At 72.1% G+C, this 14,769-nt stretch carries 12 protein-coding genes; 9 read left to right on the top strand and 3 right to left on the bottom strand.

Going from position 1 to position 14,769, the window contains the following annotated elements; genetic code table 11:
- The first annotated feature begins 145 nt into the window (after window positions 1-145).
- From ABS735_RS27235 to ABS735_RS27220, 4 genes are all read left to right on the top strand, one after another.
- The gene (locus ABS735_RS27235) at window positions 146-616 is read left to right on the top strand and encodes a DUF6099 family protein (RefSeq protein ID WP_373903618.1); all 471 of its coding nucleotides are present in this window, start codon (window positions 146-148) and stop codon (window positions 614-616) included.
- Window positions 617-699: 83 nt separating this feature from the next.
- On the top strand, window positions 700-1,623 hold the full coding sequence (locus ABS735_RS27230) for an LLM class F420-dependent oxidoreductase (protein ID WP_373903619.1): 924 nt from the start codon (window positions 700-702) through the stop codon (window positions 1,621-1,623).
- 156 nt (window positions 1,624-1,779) lie between these two features.
- Window positions 1,780-3,261 carry a 3' terminal RNA ribose 2'-O-methyltransferase Hen1 gene (locus ABS735_RS27225; RefSeq protein ID WP_373903620.1) on the top strand — a complete coding sequence of 494 codons (1,482 nt, stop codon included), beginning with the start codon at window positions 1,780-1,782 and terminating at the stop codon, window positions 3,259-3,261.
- Window positions 3,258-5,816 (top strand): polynucleotide kinase-phosphatase, encoded by a 2,559-nt coding sequence (locus ABS735_RS27220; RefSeq protein WP_373903621.1) that lies wholly within the window; start codon window positions 3,258-3,260, stop codon window positions 5,814-5,816. Before ABS735_RS27225 ends, ABS735_RS27220 begins: the two co-directional genes overlap by 4 nt.
- A gap of 51 nt (window positions 5,817-5,867) precedes the next feature.
- Here the strand turns inward: ABS735_RS27220 and ABS735_RS27215 are convergent, their stop codons facing one another.
- Window positions 5,868-6,089 (bottom strand): hypothetical protein, encoded by a 222-nt coding sequence (locus ABS735_RS27215; RefSeq protein WP_373903622.1) that lies wholly within the window; start codon window positions 6,087-6,089, stop codon window positions 5,868-5,870.
- A 74-nt stretch (window positions 6,090-6,163) separates the two neighbouring features.
- Here ABS735_RS27215 and ABS735_RS27210 point away from each other — a divergent pair, with 74 nt between their 5' ends.
- From ABS735_RS27210 to ABS735_RS27200, 3 genes are all read left to right on the top strand, one after another.
- Window positions 6,164-7,387: an arginine deiminase gene (locus ABS735_RS27210; RefSeq protein WP_373903623.1), complete on the top strand. Its 1,224-nt coding sequence runs from the start codon at window positions 6,164-6,166 to the stop codon at window positions 7,385-7,387.
- 90 nt (window positions 7,388-7,477) lie between these two features.
- Window positions 7,478-8,485, top strand: a complete 1,008-nt coding sequence (argF, locus tag ABS735_RS27205) for an ornithine carbamoyltransferase (protein ID WP_373903624.1) — start codon at window positions 7,478-7,480, stop codon at window positions 8,483-8,485.
- Window positions 8,486-8,611: 126 nt separating this feature from the next.
- Window positions 8,612-10,051 (top strand): amino acid permease, encoded by a 1,440-nt coding sequence (locus tag ABS735_RS27200; RefSeq protein ID WP_373903625.1) that lies wholly within the window; start codon window positions 8,612-8,614, stop codon window positions 10,049-10,051.
- Here the strand turns inward: ABS735_RS27200 and ABS735_RS27195 are convergent.
- A complete protein-coding gene (locus ABS735_RS27195) occupies window positions 10,011-10,451 on the bottom strand; it encodes an ATP-binding protein (protein ID WP_373903626.1) in 441 nt (146 codons plus the stop codon). The genes ABS735_RS27200 and ABS735_RS27195 overlap by 41 nt on opposite strands.
- Window positions 10,452-10,626: 175 nt before the next feature.
- On the opposite strand from ABS735_RS27195, the gene ABS735_RS27190 reads away from it, so the two are divergent.
- Together ABS735_RS27190 and ABS735_RS27185 are read left to right on the top strand one after the other, a co-directional pair.
- A complete protein-coding gene (locus ABS735_RS27190; RefSeq protein ID WP_373903627.1) occupies window positions 10,627-11,454 on the top strand; it encodes an enoyl-CoA hydratase family protein in 828 nt (275 codons plus the stop codon).
- Between the two features lie 4 nt (window positions 11,455-11,458).
- The gene (locus ABS735_RS27185; RefSeq protein WP_373903628.1) at window positions 11,459-13,864 is read left to right on the top strand and encodes a bifunctional salicylyl-CoA 5-hydroxylase/oxidoreductase; all 2,406 of its coding nucleotides are present in this window, start codon (window positions 11,459-11,461) and stop codon (window positions 13,862-13,864) included.
- Here ABS735_RS27185 and ABS735_RS27180 read toward each other — a convergent pair.
- Window positions 13,852-14,763, bottom strand: a complete 912-nt coding sequence (locus ABS735_RS27180; protein WP_373903629.1) for a sulfotransferase family protein — start codon at window positions 14,761-14,763, stop codon at window positions 13,852-13,854. The genes ABS735_RS27185 and ABS735_RS27180 overlap by 13 nt on opposite strands.
- Window positions 14,764-14,769: the final 6 nt, after the last annotated feature.

Raw genomic sequence — 14,769 nt, 5'->3', positions numbered from 1 at the left:
TCAAAATCCGGCCAGAAATCAATTTGTTGTCCGAAGATTTCCGCCTTCCTCTGGCTTTTCGCCCCACACGCCTTCACTCTGGGTAGTGGACAACGGAGTTCGGGCGGACGCGCCGCGAGCGCGTCGGAACAGACGGGGGCAGCGCATGGACGCTGTGCGGCTCATCGTGACGAGTGGGCGTGCCCTGGCCGCCGGTGGCGAGGTGCCGGAGGTCCTGACGGAGGTGTGGCAGGTGCAGGCACTGGCCCAGGCGATCGGCAGCCGGCTGGCGGTCCACGGACCACCCGAACTGCGCGGCGAAGCCATGGGGTTGACCGAACTGGCGGGCCGAGGCTGCGGAGTGCTGCGCACTCCCGAGCTGGCCCCGGGTGAGCTGCGCGCCGCCCAGCTCACCGAACTGGGCGACGCCCGTCAGGCCCTGATGCGCCTGGGCACCCTGCTCGGCGAGACCGGCATCGCCCTCGTGGGCGTCGCCTGCGCCGCCGACGACGAGGCGACGTACTGGCAGTGCATGGAGGCCATCGACGCGGCCGACGAGTCAAGGGACCGCGTCCTGGAGATGCTGCGCAAACTGGCGGACCGCGACGCGCACTTACCGGAGCGGGAAGCGGGCTAGGACCTGTCCCAGCGGCTCCCGCCCCGCGCGACGCGACGGGAGCCTGTGCCGCACCCCCGCGCCGAGCAGGCAGGATGGAAGACATGGATCTCCGTATCTTCACCGAGCCCCAGCAGGGGGCCACCTACGACACCTTGCTCACCGTGGCCAAGGCCACCGAGGACCTCGGCTTCGACGCCTTCTTCCGCAGCGACCACTATCTGCGCATGGGCGCCGTGGACGGCCTCCCCGGCCCCACCGACGCCTGGATCACCCTCGCCGGCCTCGCCCGGGAGACGAAGCGCATCCGCCTCGGCACCCTGATGACCGCGGGCACCTTCCGCCTCCCCGGCGTCCTCGCCATCCAGGTCGCGCAGGTCGACCAGATGTCGGGCGGCCGCGTCGAGCTGGGTCTGGGCGCCGGCTGGTTCGAGGATGAGCACAAGGCGTACGGCATCCCCTTCCCCAAGGAGAAGATCGGCCGGCTGGAGGAGCAGCTGGCGATCGTCACCGGTCTGTGGGCCACCGAGACCGGCAAGACCTTCGACTTCCACGGCCGGTTCTACGACCTCACCGACTCGCCCGCGCTGCCCAAGCCCGCGCAGGCCAAGGTCCCCGTGCTCATCGGCGGCCACGGCGCCACCCGCACCCCGCGGCTGGCCGGTCAGTACGCCGACGAGTTCAACATGCCGTTCGCCTCGATCGAGGACACCGAGCGCCAGTTCGGCCGGGTGCGGGCCGCCGCCGAGGCGGCCGGCCGCGCGGCGGACGCCCTCACCTACTCCAACGCCCTCGTCGCCTGCGTCGGCAAGGACGACGCCGAGGTCGCCCGTCGCGCCGCCGTCATCGGCCGCGAGGTCGAGGAGCTGAAGGCCAACGGCCTGGCGGGCTCCCCGGCCGAGGTGGTCGAGAAGATCGGCCGCTACGCCGAGGCCGGCGCCCAGCGGATCTACCTCCAGATCCTCGACCTCGACGACCTGGACCACCTGGAGCTGATCTCCTCCCAGGTCCAGTCGCAGCTGGCCTGAGACCAGCTGTCGGACAGCCGAATATCCGAAGGCGCCGGTCACCCGCCCTGTGCGATCGTGTGACCGTCGTTCTGCCGGAGCCCTCGGGGTACCGCCCCGGGGGCTCCCGCGCGTACGACGTCCCGTCACATCCGCCCAGCCGGAGAGGCCCTCCGCATGTTCCTGACCATCACCACCACCGGTACCCCCGAGCACCCCGCGACCGACCTCGGTTTCCTGCTGCACAAGCATCCCGAGAAGGCGCAGGCGTTCTCCACCTCCTTCGGCACGGCCCACGTGCTCTACCCGGAGGCGGAGGAACAGCGCTGCACGGCGGCGCTGCTGCTGGAGGTCGACGCGGTGGCGCTGGTCAGGCGCGGCAAGGGCAAGGGACGCGGCGGCGCCCCGGACGCGGCCCTCGCGCAGTACGTCAACGACCGCCCGTACGCGGCCTCGTCCCTCCTCGCCGTCGCGCTGAGCAACGTCTTCTCCAGCGCGATGCGCGGCGTGTGCAAGGCCCGCCCCGAGCGCGCCGCCCAGCCGCTCCCGCTGCGCGTCGAGATCCCGGCGCTGCCCGCCCGCGGCGGCCCCGACCTCGTACGCCGCCTCTTCGAGCCGCTCGGCTGGGCGGTCACCGTCGAGAACGTCCCGCTGGACACCGAGTTCCCCGAGTGGGGCGACTCGCGCTACGTCCGGCTCGTGCTGGACTCCGAGACCCTCACCCTCTCGAACGCCCTGCGCCACCTGTACGTCCTCCTCCCGGTGCTCGACGACGCCAAGCACTACTGGGTCTCCCCGGACGAGGTCGACAAGCTGATGCGGGCCGGCGGCGCCTGGCTGTACCACCACCCCGAGGTGAAGCTGATCACCAGCCGCTACCTGTCCCGCCGCTGGTCCCTGACCCGCGAGGCGATGGACCGGCTGGAGCTGATCCGGCTGGCCGAGACCGACGACAGCGAGGTCGAGGAGATCGACAACGCCGTCGAGGCGGAGGCCGAGCAGGAGGAGAAGCCCACCCCGCTCGCCGTGCAGCGCCGCGAGGCGATCCTCACCGCGCTGCGCGACCACGCCGCCGGCCGCGTCCTCGACCTCGGCTGCGGCGAGGGGCACCTGGTGCGCGAGCTGCTCAAGGAGCCGCGCTTCACCGAGATCGTCGGCGTGGACGTGTCGGTGCGCGCCCTCACCATCGCCTCCCGGCGGCTCAAGCTGGACCGCATGGGTGAGCGGCAGGCCGCGCGCGTCCAGCTCTTCCAGGGCTCCCTCGCCTACACCGACAAGCGCCTCAAGGGCTACGACGCCGCCGTGCTCAGCGAGGTGATCGAGCACCTCGACCTGCCGAGGCTGCCCGCCCTGGAGTACGCCGTCTTCGGCTCGGCACGCCCGCGCACCGTCGTCGTCACCACGCCCAACGTCGAGTACAACGTGCGCTGGGAGAGCCTCCCGGCCGGTCACGTCCGCCACCGCGACCACCGCTTCGAGTGGACCCGTGAGGAGTTCCGCGCCTGGGCCGCGGCGGTCGCCGAACGGCACGGCTACGCCGTGGAGTTCCGCCCCGTCGGACCCGACGACCCCGAGGTGGGCCCGCCCACCCAGCTGGCCCTGTTCACCGTGAAGACCGCGCCCGGGACCACCACCGAGAAGGAGGCGAAGGCCGCATGACCACCACCGGCACCACCGACACCACCGTGCGGGCCCGCGCCCTGCCCGTCACCGACCTCTCCCTCGTCGTGCTGATCGGCGCCTCCGGCTCCGGCAAGTCCACCTTCGCGCGGCGCCACTTCAAGCCGACCGAGGTCATATCCTCCGACTTCTGCCGGGGCCTGGTCGCCGACGACGAGAACGACCAGAGCGCCAGCCGCGACGCCTTCGACGTCCTGCACTACATCGCCGGCAAGCGGCTCGCCGCCGGCCGCCGCACCGTGGTCGACGCGACCAACGTGCAGCAGGACGCGCGGCGCCAGCTGATCGACCTGGCCAGGAAGCACGACGTGCTGCCCATCGCCATCGTGCTCGACGTGCCCGAGCAGGTCTGCGCCGAGCGCAACGCCACCCGCACCGACCGCGCCGACATGCCCCGCCGGGTCATCCAGCGCCACACCCGCGAACTCCGCCGCTCCCTGCGCCACCTGGAGCGCGAGGGCTTCCGCAAGGTGCACGTGCTGCGCGGCGTCGAAGAGGCCGAGCACGCCACCGTCGTGACCGAGAAGCGGTTCAACGACCTCACCCACCTCACCGGCCCCTTCGACATCGTCGGTGACATCCACGGCTGCGCCGCCGAGCTGGAGACCCTGCTCGGCAAGCTCGGTTACGCCGACGGCGTCCACCCCGAGGGCCGCACCGCCGTCTTCGTCGGCGACCTCGTCGACCGCGGGCCGGACAGCCCCGGCGTGCTGCGCCGCGTGATGTCCATGGTCAAGTCGGGCAACGCCCTGTGCGTGCCCGGCAACCACGAGAACAAGTACGGCCGGTTCCTGAAGGGCCGCAAGGTCCAGCACACCCACGGACTCGCCGAGACCGTCGAGCAGATGGACGGCGAGAGCGAGGAGTTCCGCGCCGAGGTACGGGAGTTCATCGACGGCCTGGTCAGCCACTACGTCCTCGACGGCGGCCGGCTCGTGGTCTGCCACGCCGGTCTGCCCGAGAAGTACCACGGCCGCACCTCCGGCCGGGTCCGCTCGCACGCCCTGTACGGCGACACCACCGGTGAGACCGACGAGTTCGGCCTGCCCGTGCGCTACCCGTGGGCCGAGGACTACCGGGGCCGCGCGGCCGTCGTCTACGGCCACACCCCCGTCCCGGAGGCCACCTGGCTCAACAACACCATCTGCCTGGACACCGGCGCGGTCTTCGGCGGCAAGCTCACCGCGCTGCGCTGGCCGGAGCGGGAGATCGTCGACGTACCGGCCGAGCGGGTCTGGTACGAGCCGGCCAAGCCGCTGCGCACCGAGGCGCCCGGCGGGCACGACGGCCGTCCGCTGGACCTGGCCGACGTCCAGGGCCGCCGGGTGGTGGAGACCCGGCACGCCGGGCGGATCACCGTGCGCGAGGAGAACGGCGCGGCGGCCCTGGAGGTCATGAGCCGCTTCGCCACCGACCCCCGCCTGCTGCCGTACCTCCCGCCGACCATGGCACCGACGGCCACCTCGGGCGTGGACGGCTATCTGGAGCACCCGAAGGAGGCGTTCGCGCAGTACGCGGCGGACGGTGTGGCGCGGGTCGTGTGCGAGGAGAAGCACATGGGTTCGCGGGCGGTGGTCCTGGTCTGCCGCGACGCGGAGGCGGCCCGTACCCGCTTCGGCGTGGATGGCCTCACTGGCTCGCTCTACACCCGTACCGGCCGCCCGTTCCTCGACGACGCGTCCGTCACGGAGCAGATCCTCGACCGGCTGCGCACCGCCATCGGCGAGGCTGGCCTGTGGGACGAACTGGCCACCGACTGGCTGCTCCTCGACACCGAGCTGATGCCGTGGTCGCTCAAGGCGTCCGGGCTGCTGCGTTCCCAGTACGCCGCCGTGGGCGCCGCCGCCGGCGCGGCGTTCCCGGGCGTGCTGGCAGCGCTGGAGGGCGCCGCGGCGCGCGGCGTCGAGGTGAAGGACCTTCTCGACCGCCAGCGCGCCCGGTCCGCCGACGCGGCCGCCTTCACCGACGCCTACCGCCGCTACTGCTGGCCCACCGACGGCCTGGACGGCGTCCGCCTGGCCCCGTTCCAGATCCTCGCCGTCCAGGGCCGCAGCCTGGCCGCACTGCCGCACGACGAGCAGCTCGCCCTCATCGACCGGCTCGTCGAGCACGACGGCAGCGGCCTGCTGCAGACCACCCGGCGGCTGTACGTCGACACCGGCGACCCGGAGTCGGTGTCGGCGGGTACCGACTGGTGGCTGGAGATGACCGGCCGCGGCGGCGAGGGCATGGTCGTCAAGCCCGTCGGCGCGCTGGTACGCGACGAGAAGGGCCGCCTGGTCCAGCCCGGCATCAAGTGCCGGGGCCGCGAGTACCTGCGGATCATCTACGGTCCCGAGTACACCCTCCCCGACAACCTCGCCCGGCTCAGGCACCGGTTCCTGAACCACAAGCGGTCCCTGGCGATCCGCGAGTACGCCCTCGGTCTGGAGGCCCTGGACCGCCTCGCGGACGGCGAGCCGCTGTGGAGGGTGCACGAGGCGGTGTTCGGGGTGCTGGCGCTGGAGTCGGAGCCGGTGGACCCGCGCCTGTGACCCGGTGATCCAGTGATCCGGTCCACGGCGGCGGGCGTACGCCGGCCGGTGTCACCCGGCGTACGGCTCGACCGCCGCGGACCGGGCCGGCTCCGGCCGGTGCTCGCGCGTGGCGAGCCGCGCGTTCAGCCGCAGGAGCGGCTGGGTCAGGAGCGTCGTGGCGAGGGCCATGAAGACGAGGACCGTGCAGAGCGGGGCGCTCAGCAGTCCCGCGTCCAGGCCCGCGTCCAGTCCCGCGTCGAGGGCGATCAGCTCGGTCAGCCCCTGGGGCACCGGGAGGACGCACTGTGGTCACGGGCACGCGAAAGCAGGGGGTGAACGGGCGCCGGAGTGGTCAGGATGGAGACATGGGATTCCAAGTCGACTCCGAAGCCGGGCGGCTCACCCGCGTCATCCTGCACCGGCCGGATCTCGAGCTCAAAAGGCTCACCCCCAGCAACAAGGACGCCCTCCTCTTCGACGACGTGCTCTGGGTGCGCCGGGCGCGCGCCGAGCACGACGGGTTCGCCGACGTGCTCCGCGACCGCGGGGTGGCGGTGCACCTCTTCGGCGACCTGCTCACCGAGACCCTGGACGTCCCCGCCGCGCGGCGGCTCGTCCTGGACCGGGTCTTCGACGAGAAGGAGTACGGAGTGCTGGCCACGGACCACCTCCGGGCCGCCTTCGACACCCTGCCCGCCCACGAACTGGCCGAGTGGCTGGTCGGCGGCATGACCAAGCGGGAGTTCCTGGCCGCGCACCCGGAGCCGACCTCCGTGCGCTTCCGCGCCATGGAGCTGGACGACTTCCTGCTCGGCCCGCTGCCCAACCACCTCTTCACCCGGGACACCTCGGCCTGGATCTACGACGGCGTCTCCATCAACGCGATGCGCTGGCCCGCCCGGCAGCGCGAGACGGTCCACTTCGAGGCGATCTACCGGCACCACCCGCTCTTTTGCGACGAGACCTTCCACCTCTGGTCCGAGGGGCAGGCCGACTACCCCTCCACCATCGAGGGCGGTGACGTCCTGGTCATCGGCAACGGCGCGGTGCTCATCGGCATGAGCGAGCGCACCACGCCCCAGGCCGTCGAGATGCTCGCCCACAAGCTGTTCGCCGCCGGGTCCGCCCGGACCATCGTGGCCCTCGACATGCCCAAGCGGCGGGCCTTCATGCACCTCGACACGGTGATGACGATGGTCGACGGCGACACCTTCACCCAGTACGCAGGGCTCGGCATGCTCCGCTCCTACACCATCGAGCCGGGGGCCGGGGAGAAGGACCTGAAGGTCACCGACCACCCGCCGGAGCACATGCACCGCGCGATGGCCGCCGCCCTCGGGCTCGGCGAGATCCGGGTCCTGACCGCGACCCAGGACGTCCACGCGGCCGAGCGAGAGCAGTGGGACGACGGCTGCAACGTCCTGGCCGTCGAACCGGGTGTCGTCGTCGCCTACGAGCGCAACGCCACCACCAACACCCACCTGCGCAAACAGGGCATCGAGGTGATCGAGATCCCGGGCAGCGAACTGGGCCGGGGCCGGGGCGGGCCACGCTGCATGAGCTGCCCCGTCGAGCGGTCCGCGGTGTAGGCCCGCGACGCGGGGGCCGTATAGAAATTCGGAGCGTCGTATATAGTTTCAGAAGTCCCCGTTCCCGTCCCGTCTCTCTGGAGCGCCCTCATGGCGACAGTCCCGACCGCCCTCGCCGGCCGCCACTTCCTCAAGGAGCTCGATTTCACCGAGGAGGAGTTCCGCGGCCTGGTCGAGCTGGCCGCGGAGCTGAAGGCCGCCAAGCGGGCCGGGACCGAGACCCGGTATCTGAGCGGCAGGAACATCGCCCTGATCTTCGAGAAGACCTCGACGCGCACCCGCTGCGCGTTCGAGGTCGCCGCCGCCGACCAGGGCGCCTCGACCACGTACCTCGACCCGGCCGGCTCCCAGATCGGCCACAAGGAGTCCGTGAAGGACACCGCGCGCGTGCTGGGCCGGATGTTCGACGGCATCGAGTACCGCGGCGACAGTCAGGCCAAGGTCGAGGAACTGGCAGCCTTCGCGGGCGTCCCCGTCTACAACGGCCTGACCGACGACTGGCACCCCACCCAGATGCTCGCCGACGTGCTCACGATGACCGAGCACAGCGACCGGCCCCTCGGCGAGATCGCCTTCGCCTACCTCGGCGACGCCCGCTTCAACATGGGCAACTCCTACCTGGTCACCGGCGCCCTGCTCGGCATGGACGTGCGCATCGTGGCCCCGAAGTCCTACTGGCCCGCCCAGGAGGTCGTCGACCGGGCGAGGAAGCTCGCCGGGACCAGCGGGGCGCGCATCACCCTGACCGAGGACGTGGCCGAGGGCGTGCGCGGCGCCGGATTCGTCATCACCGACGTCTGGGTCTCCATGGGCGAGCCCAAGGAGGTCTGGGCGGAGCGCGTCAAGGCCCTCGCGCCCTACGCCGTGACCATGGACGTCCTGCGCGCCACCGGCAACCCGGACGTCAAGTTCCTGCACTGCCTGCCCGCCTTCCACGACCTGGGCACCAAGGTCGGCCAGGAGATCTTCGAGACCTACGGGCTCGACTCCCTCGAGGTCACGGACGAGGTCTTCGAGTCGGAGCACTCGGTCGTCTTCGACGAGGCGGAGAACCGCCTGCACACCATCAAGGCCGTACTCGTCGCCACCCTCGCCTGACTCTTCCACGCAGCCTCCCCCACCTGGCCCTATGCTGACCGGCGGCTCCGGAGCCACCCCTTCCGGCACCGTCGGCCGCGACCACCGTCGCGCCCCCCGCACCACCAGAAACGAGCACCACCCGCAATGCCCGCTTCCCGCGTCAAGTCCCCCCACCTCCTGGTCGCCGAATCCGGCGCCGACCGCGAAGGCCACGGCCTGAAGCGCACGATGGGGCTGTTCCAGCTCGTCTGCTTCGGCGTCGGCGCCATCGTCGGCACCGGCATCTTCGTCGGCCTGTCCGACTCCGTCGCCGAGGCCGGCCCGGCCGTCGTCGTCTCCTTCGTTCTGGCCGCGATCACCTGCGTGTTCACCGCGTTCGCCTTCGCCGAGCTGGGCGGCGCGATCCCGGTCTCCGGCTCCTCGTACTCCTTCGCCTACGCCGGACTCGGCGAGCGGACCGCCTTCCTCGTCGGCTGGTGCCTGCTCCTGGAGTACGGCGTGTCGGTCTCGGCGGTCGCGGTCGGCTGGAGCCAGTACGTCAACGAGCTGCTCGACAGCGTCCTCGGGCTCCGGCTGCCCCAGGCACTGTCCGCAGGCCCCGGCGAGGGCGGCGCCGTCAACCTGCCCGCGGTGATCGTCATCGCCCTGGCCTGCGTCCTGCTGGTGCGCGGCGTGCGGGAGAGCGCCCGCGCCACGGCCGCCATGGCCGTCCTGAAGCTGGCCGTCCTCCTCGCCTTCTGCGCCATCGGCTTCTACGCCTTCCAGGACGGCAACCTCACCCCGTTCTCCCCGGCCGGCCTCGGCGGCATCGGCGCCGGCACCACGGCCGCCTTCTTCTCGTACATCGGCTTCGACGCGATCACCACGGCCGGTGAGGAGGCCAAGAACCCGCGCCGGGACATCCCCGTCGCGATCCTGGTCTGCATCGGCCTGGTCACCCTGCTGTACTGCGCGGTCGCCGTCGCCGCGATCGGCGCCGTCGGCGGCGACCAGGTCGGCGACCGGCCCGCCGCGCTCTCCTACGTGGTCGACCAGGTCACCGGTTCCGCGATCGGCGGGGGCGTGGTCGCCTTCGGCGCGGTCGTCGCCATCGCCTCGGTGGTGCTCGCCGTGATGTACGGCCAGACCCGCATCCTGATGTCGATGTCCCGGGACGGCCTGATCCCCCAGGTCTTCGAGAAGGTCTCCCCGCGCACCGCGACCCCCGTCGCCGGCACCCTGATCGTCGGCGCGGTCTTCGCCCTGCCGGCCGCCTTCGCCCCGCTCGACGCGGTGGTCAACCTGTGCACCATCGGCACCCTCGCCACGATGGCCGCCGTCAACGTCTCGGTGATCACCCTGCGTCGCCGCGAACCGGGCCTCGCCCGCACCTTCCGCGTCCCGCTGTACCCGGCGACACCGCTGCTCGGGGTCGGCTTCTGCCTGTACCTGATGTACGAGACGGGCGGGGCCACCTGGCTGCAGTTCGCGGTGTTCCTCGCGGTGGGCCTGCTGGTGTACACGGCCTACGGGCGCCGCCACTCCCGCCTCGCCCGGACCGCCGTCAGTGCGGACGACGCTGAGCGGGTACCGCAGGAAGCCTGAACCAGACCGCCTTGCCCGCCCCGGTGGGCCGGTGACCGCAGGACGAGCTGAGGGCGCGGATCAGCAGCAGACCGCGCCCGTCCTCGCGCCACGGGTCGGGCGGCTCCACGTCCGGCCGGGTGAGGTCGGCGGGCGGCGACGGGTCCGGGTCGTGCACCTCGACCTGGCAGCCGGTCGGCATCAGCTCCACCACCAGCTCGATCGGCGTCCGGCCGACGGAGGTGTGTTCCACGGCGTTGGCGACCAGCTCCGCCGTGAGCAGCTCCGCGGTGTCGCCGTCCGCCGTGTGCTCCAGCTCGGCCAGGGCGTTGCGCACCAGCGCACGCGCCACCGGCACCGCCGCGGCGGAATGCGGCAGCGCGATGCGCCAGGAGGCGGGAGCGGGGAAGTGATCGTGCACGGCAGGTCCGTTTCGTGGAGCAGGGGCGTCCTGTCCTGCTTTCAACCTTATGAATGGTACGGCGCCACCCGGCAGAGCCGTACGACGGGCACCTCCGGGACCTTAGGCCCTCGACACCGTCGCCTTATCGCGCACCCGTGACGACAGTCACAGAAGGGTGATAGCTTCGAATGTCATGAGTCCCTTCACCGGCTCCGCCGCCCCCACCCCCGACTGGCGGCACCTGCGTGTCGAGATCACCGACGGCGTCGCCACCGTCACCCTCGCCCGCCCCGACAAGCTCAACGCGCTCACCTTCGAGGCCTACGCCGACCTGCGCGACCTGCTCGCCGAGCTGTCCCGTCAGCGGTCCGTACGGGCGCTGGTGCTGGCCGGCGAGGGGCGCGGCTTCTGCTCCGGCGGCGACGTGGACGAGATCATCGGCGCGACGCTGTCCATGGACACCGCCCGGCTGCTCGACTTCAACCGGATGACCGGCCAGGTGGTGCGGGCGGTACGGGAGTGCCCGTTCCCGGTGATCGCCGCGCTGCACGGCGTCGCCGCCGGGGCGGGCGCGGTCCTCGCCCTGGCCGCCGACTTCCGCGTCGCCGACCCCTCCGCCCGCTTCGCCTTCCTCTTCACCCGCGTCGGCCTCTCCGGCGGCGACATGGGCGCCGCGTACCTGCTGCCCCGCGTCGTCGGCCTCGGCCACGCCACCCGGCTGCTGATGCTCGGCGACACGGTGCGGGCGCCCGAGGCCGAGCGGATCGGCCTGATCAGCGAGCTGACCGAGGAAGGCCGCGCCGACGAGGCCGCCCACACCCTGGCCCACCACCTGGCCGACGGCCCGGCCCTGGCGTACGCCCAGACCAAGGCCCTGCTCACCGCCGAACTGGACATGCCGCTCGCGGCAGCGGTGGAACTGGACGCCTCCACCCAGGCCCTCCTGATGACCGGCGAGGACTACGCCGAGTTCCACGCGGCCTTCACGGAAAAGCGTCCCCCGAAGTGGCAAGGGAGGTAGACGGATGCTCTCGTCCCGGGGAAGTGCAGCCGACCCAGGGGTGCGGGGCCGTGTCGATCAGCGGCTCCGCCGCGGGGCGCGAGCAACCACAACGACGCCGCAGTCGCCCGCGACGAAAAGCCACCCCCTGCACGCGGCGATCATTGGCGGCGGCCCCGGCGGCCTCTACACCGCCGCCCTCCTCAAACGCCTCGCCCCCGACCGCGAGGTCACCGTCTACGAGCGCAACGCCCCCGACGACACCTTCGGCTTCGGCGTAGTCCTCTCCGACGAAACCCTCGGCGGCATCGAACACGCCGACCCCGTCGTCTACGAGACCCTCAAGGCCCGCTTCGTCCGCTGGGACGACATCGACATCGTCCACCGAAGCACCCGCCACACCTCCGGGGGACACCGCTTCGCCGCCCTCGGCCGCCGCCGCCTCCTGGAGATCCTCCACGACCGCTGCCGCGACCTCGGCGTGGACCTGCGCTTCCGCACCGAGGCCCCGCCCCCGGACCGGCTCGCACGGACCCACGACCTCGTCGTCGCCGCCGACGGAGTGCACAGCTCCACCCGCGAGCGGTACCGCGACGTCTTCCGGCCGCACCTCACCCCCCACCGCTGCCGCTACATCTGGCTCGCCGCCGACTTCGCCTTCGACGCCTTCCGCTTCGAGATCGCCGAGACCGAGCACGGCGTGATGCAGCTGCACGGCTACCCCTACGCGCCGGACGCCTCCACCGTCATCGTCGAGATGCGCGAGGAGGTCTGGCGGGCGGCCGGCTTCGACGAACTGGACGAGACCGAGTCCACCGCCCGCTGCGCCAAGATCTTCGCCGACGCGCTCGGCGGACGGCCGCTGCGGTCCAACAAGTCGGCGTGGACCACCTTCCGCACGGTCGTCAACGAACGCTGGTCGCACGGCAACGTCGTCCTGCTCGGCGACGCCGCCCACACCGCCCACTTCTCCATCGGCTCCGGCACCAAGCTGGCCGTGGAGGACGCCCTCGCCCTCGCCGCCTGCGTGGAGGAGCAGCCCACCCTCCAGGAGGCGCTGAACGCGTACGAGGAGGAACGGCGCCCCGTCGTCGCCTCCACGCAGCGGGCGGCCAAGGCCAGCCTGGAGTGGTTCGAGGACCTGGACCGGTACCTCGGCCAGCCGCCGCGCCAGCTCGCCTTCAACCTGCTCACCCGCAGCCGCCGGGTCACCCACGACAACCTGCGGCTGCGCGACGCCGGCTTCACCGGTGAGGTGGAGCGCGAGTTCGGCTGTCCGCCGGGCACGCCCCCGATGTTCACCCCGTTCCGGCTGCGCGGCCTGACCCTGCGCAACCGCGTCGTCGTCTCCGCGATGGACATGTACTCGGCCACCGACGGAGTCCCCGGCGACTTCCACCTGGTCCACCTGGGGGCGAGGGCCCTGGGCGGTGCCGCCCTGGTGATGACCGAGATGGTGTGCGTCAGCGCCGAGGGCCGCATCACCCCCGGCTGCGCGGGCCTCTACACCGGCCGGCAGGGCGGGGCATGGCGGCGGATCACCGACTTCGTGCACGACAGCGCGCCCGGCACCGCGATCGGCGTGCAGCTCGGCCACAGCGGCCGCAAGGGCTCGACCCGGCTGATGTGGGAGGGCATCGACGAACCGCTGCCCGACGGCAACTGGCCCCTCGTGGCGCCCTCCCCGCTGCCGTACCGGTCCGACAGCCAGATCCCGCGCGAGCTGTCCCGGGCGCAACTGACGGACGTACGGGAGCAGTTCAGGACCGCCGCCGAACGGGCCGCCCACGCCGGTTTCGACCTGCTCGAACTGCACTGCGCCCACGGCTACCTGCTGTCCGGCTTCCTCTCCCCGCTCACCAACCACCGCACCGACGCCTACGGCGGCTCACTGGAGAGGCGGCTGCGCTTCCCGCTGGAGGTCTTCGACGCCGTACGCGAGGTGTGGCCCGGTGAGCGGCCCATGACCGTACGGATCTCCGCCACCGACTGGGCCGAGGGCGGCACGAGCGCCGAGGATGCGGTCGAGATCGCCCGGGCCTTCGCCGCGCACGGCGCCGACGCCATCGACGTGTCCACGGGGCAGGTCGTGTCCGGTGAACGGCCGGAGTTCGGACGGTCGTACCAGACGCCGTACGCCGACCGCATCCGCCACGAGGCGGGCGTCCCGGTGATCGCCGTCGGCGCGATCTCCTCCTGGGACGACGTCAACTCGCTGATCCTGGCCGGACGCACCGACCTGTGCGCGCTGGCCCGCCCCCACCTCTACGACCCGCACTGGACGCTGCACGCCGCCGCCGAGCAGGGCTACGACGGGCCGGGCGCCGTCTGGCCGGCGCCGTACCTGGCGGGCAGCCGCCCACCGCGCACCGGGCGCACCGACGCCCCCAAGCCGAGGCTCACGCTGCACGGCCCGCGTCAGGACGGGTAGCCCCAGGCCGCGCACATCGCGCGCAGCCGCTCGGGGATCTCGTCCTGGCCGGGCAGCGCGCGCCCCGGCTGCACGGTACCCGTGCGGATGTTCTCACGCCAGTCGCCGAGGCCCCTGACCAGCTCGGCGTTGCCCTTCTTGCCGTAGTTCAGCATGGCCGGCGCGTAGTCGACGTCGAGGTACGCGCACAGGCGGCGCATCTCGCGCTCGGGGTCGTCGGTGATGTCCTCGTAGCGCACGGTGAAGCCGTCGGCGTCGGCCGTGCGGGCCTCCTCGACGGCCGTCATGTAGCGCAGCACGTCCGTGACGGCCGTGTCGTGCGGCCGCTTGACGGGGTCGGTCTCGTGCCAGGAGCGGGCGATCGACACGGGGTGGCGCAGCAGGAAGACGAAGCGCGCGTCGGGCCAGCAGTCCTTCAGGCGCTGGTACATGTACGCGTTGGCCGGCGTCTTCTCGACCACGAAGTCCTTGCCGGACCTGGCCAGTTCGCGGTGCAGGACGCGATCCCACAGCAGGTGCTCCAGGTCGCCGCGCCGCAGGCCGAGGGCGCCCATCGCGCGCTCGGAGAACCAGTTGGCGCAGGTCACCTCCAGCCGGCCGATGTGCAGCTCGTGCGGGGAGTGCAGCCGCGGGTGGGCGCCCAGCATCATGCGCAGCAGGGTGGAGCCGGAACGGATGGACGAGATGATGAAGACGGGCCGCCGCAGCAGCCGCTCGGTCGGCAGTTCCTCGGCCGACGGACATCGGTACTCGGCCGCCTGCCGCGCCGCGGGCTGCGCGGCGGCGGACTTCTTCCCCTGTCCTCCCTTCGGCTTCCCCTTCGCCGCCTGGGGCGCCCTCCGTACCTGGAGGCCGGTGGTGACGGTGAGGGCCCGGTTCAAGTTGCGCGCGAGACTCATGCGTCC

Source organism: Streptomyces sp. MMCC 100 (assembly GCF_041538145.2).
Taxonomy (GTDB): Bacteria; Actinomycetota; Actinomycetes; order Streptomycetales; family Streptomycetaceae; genus Streptomyces.
The sequence above is the reverse complement of the archived record's forward strand: the minus strand, read 5'-3'. Positions and strand labels throughout refer to the sequence as shown.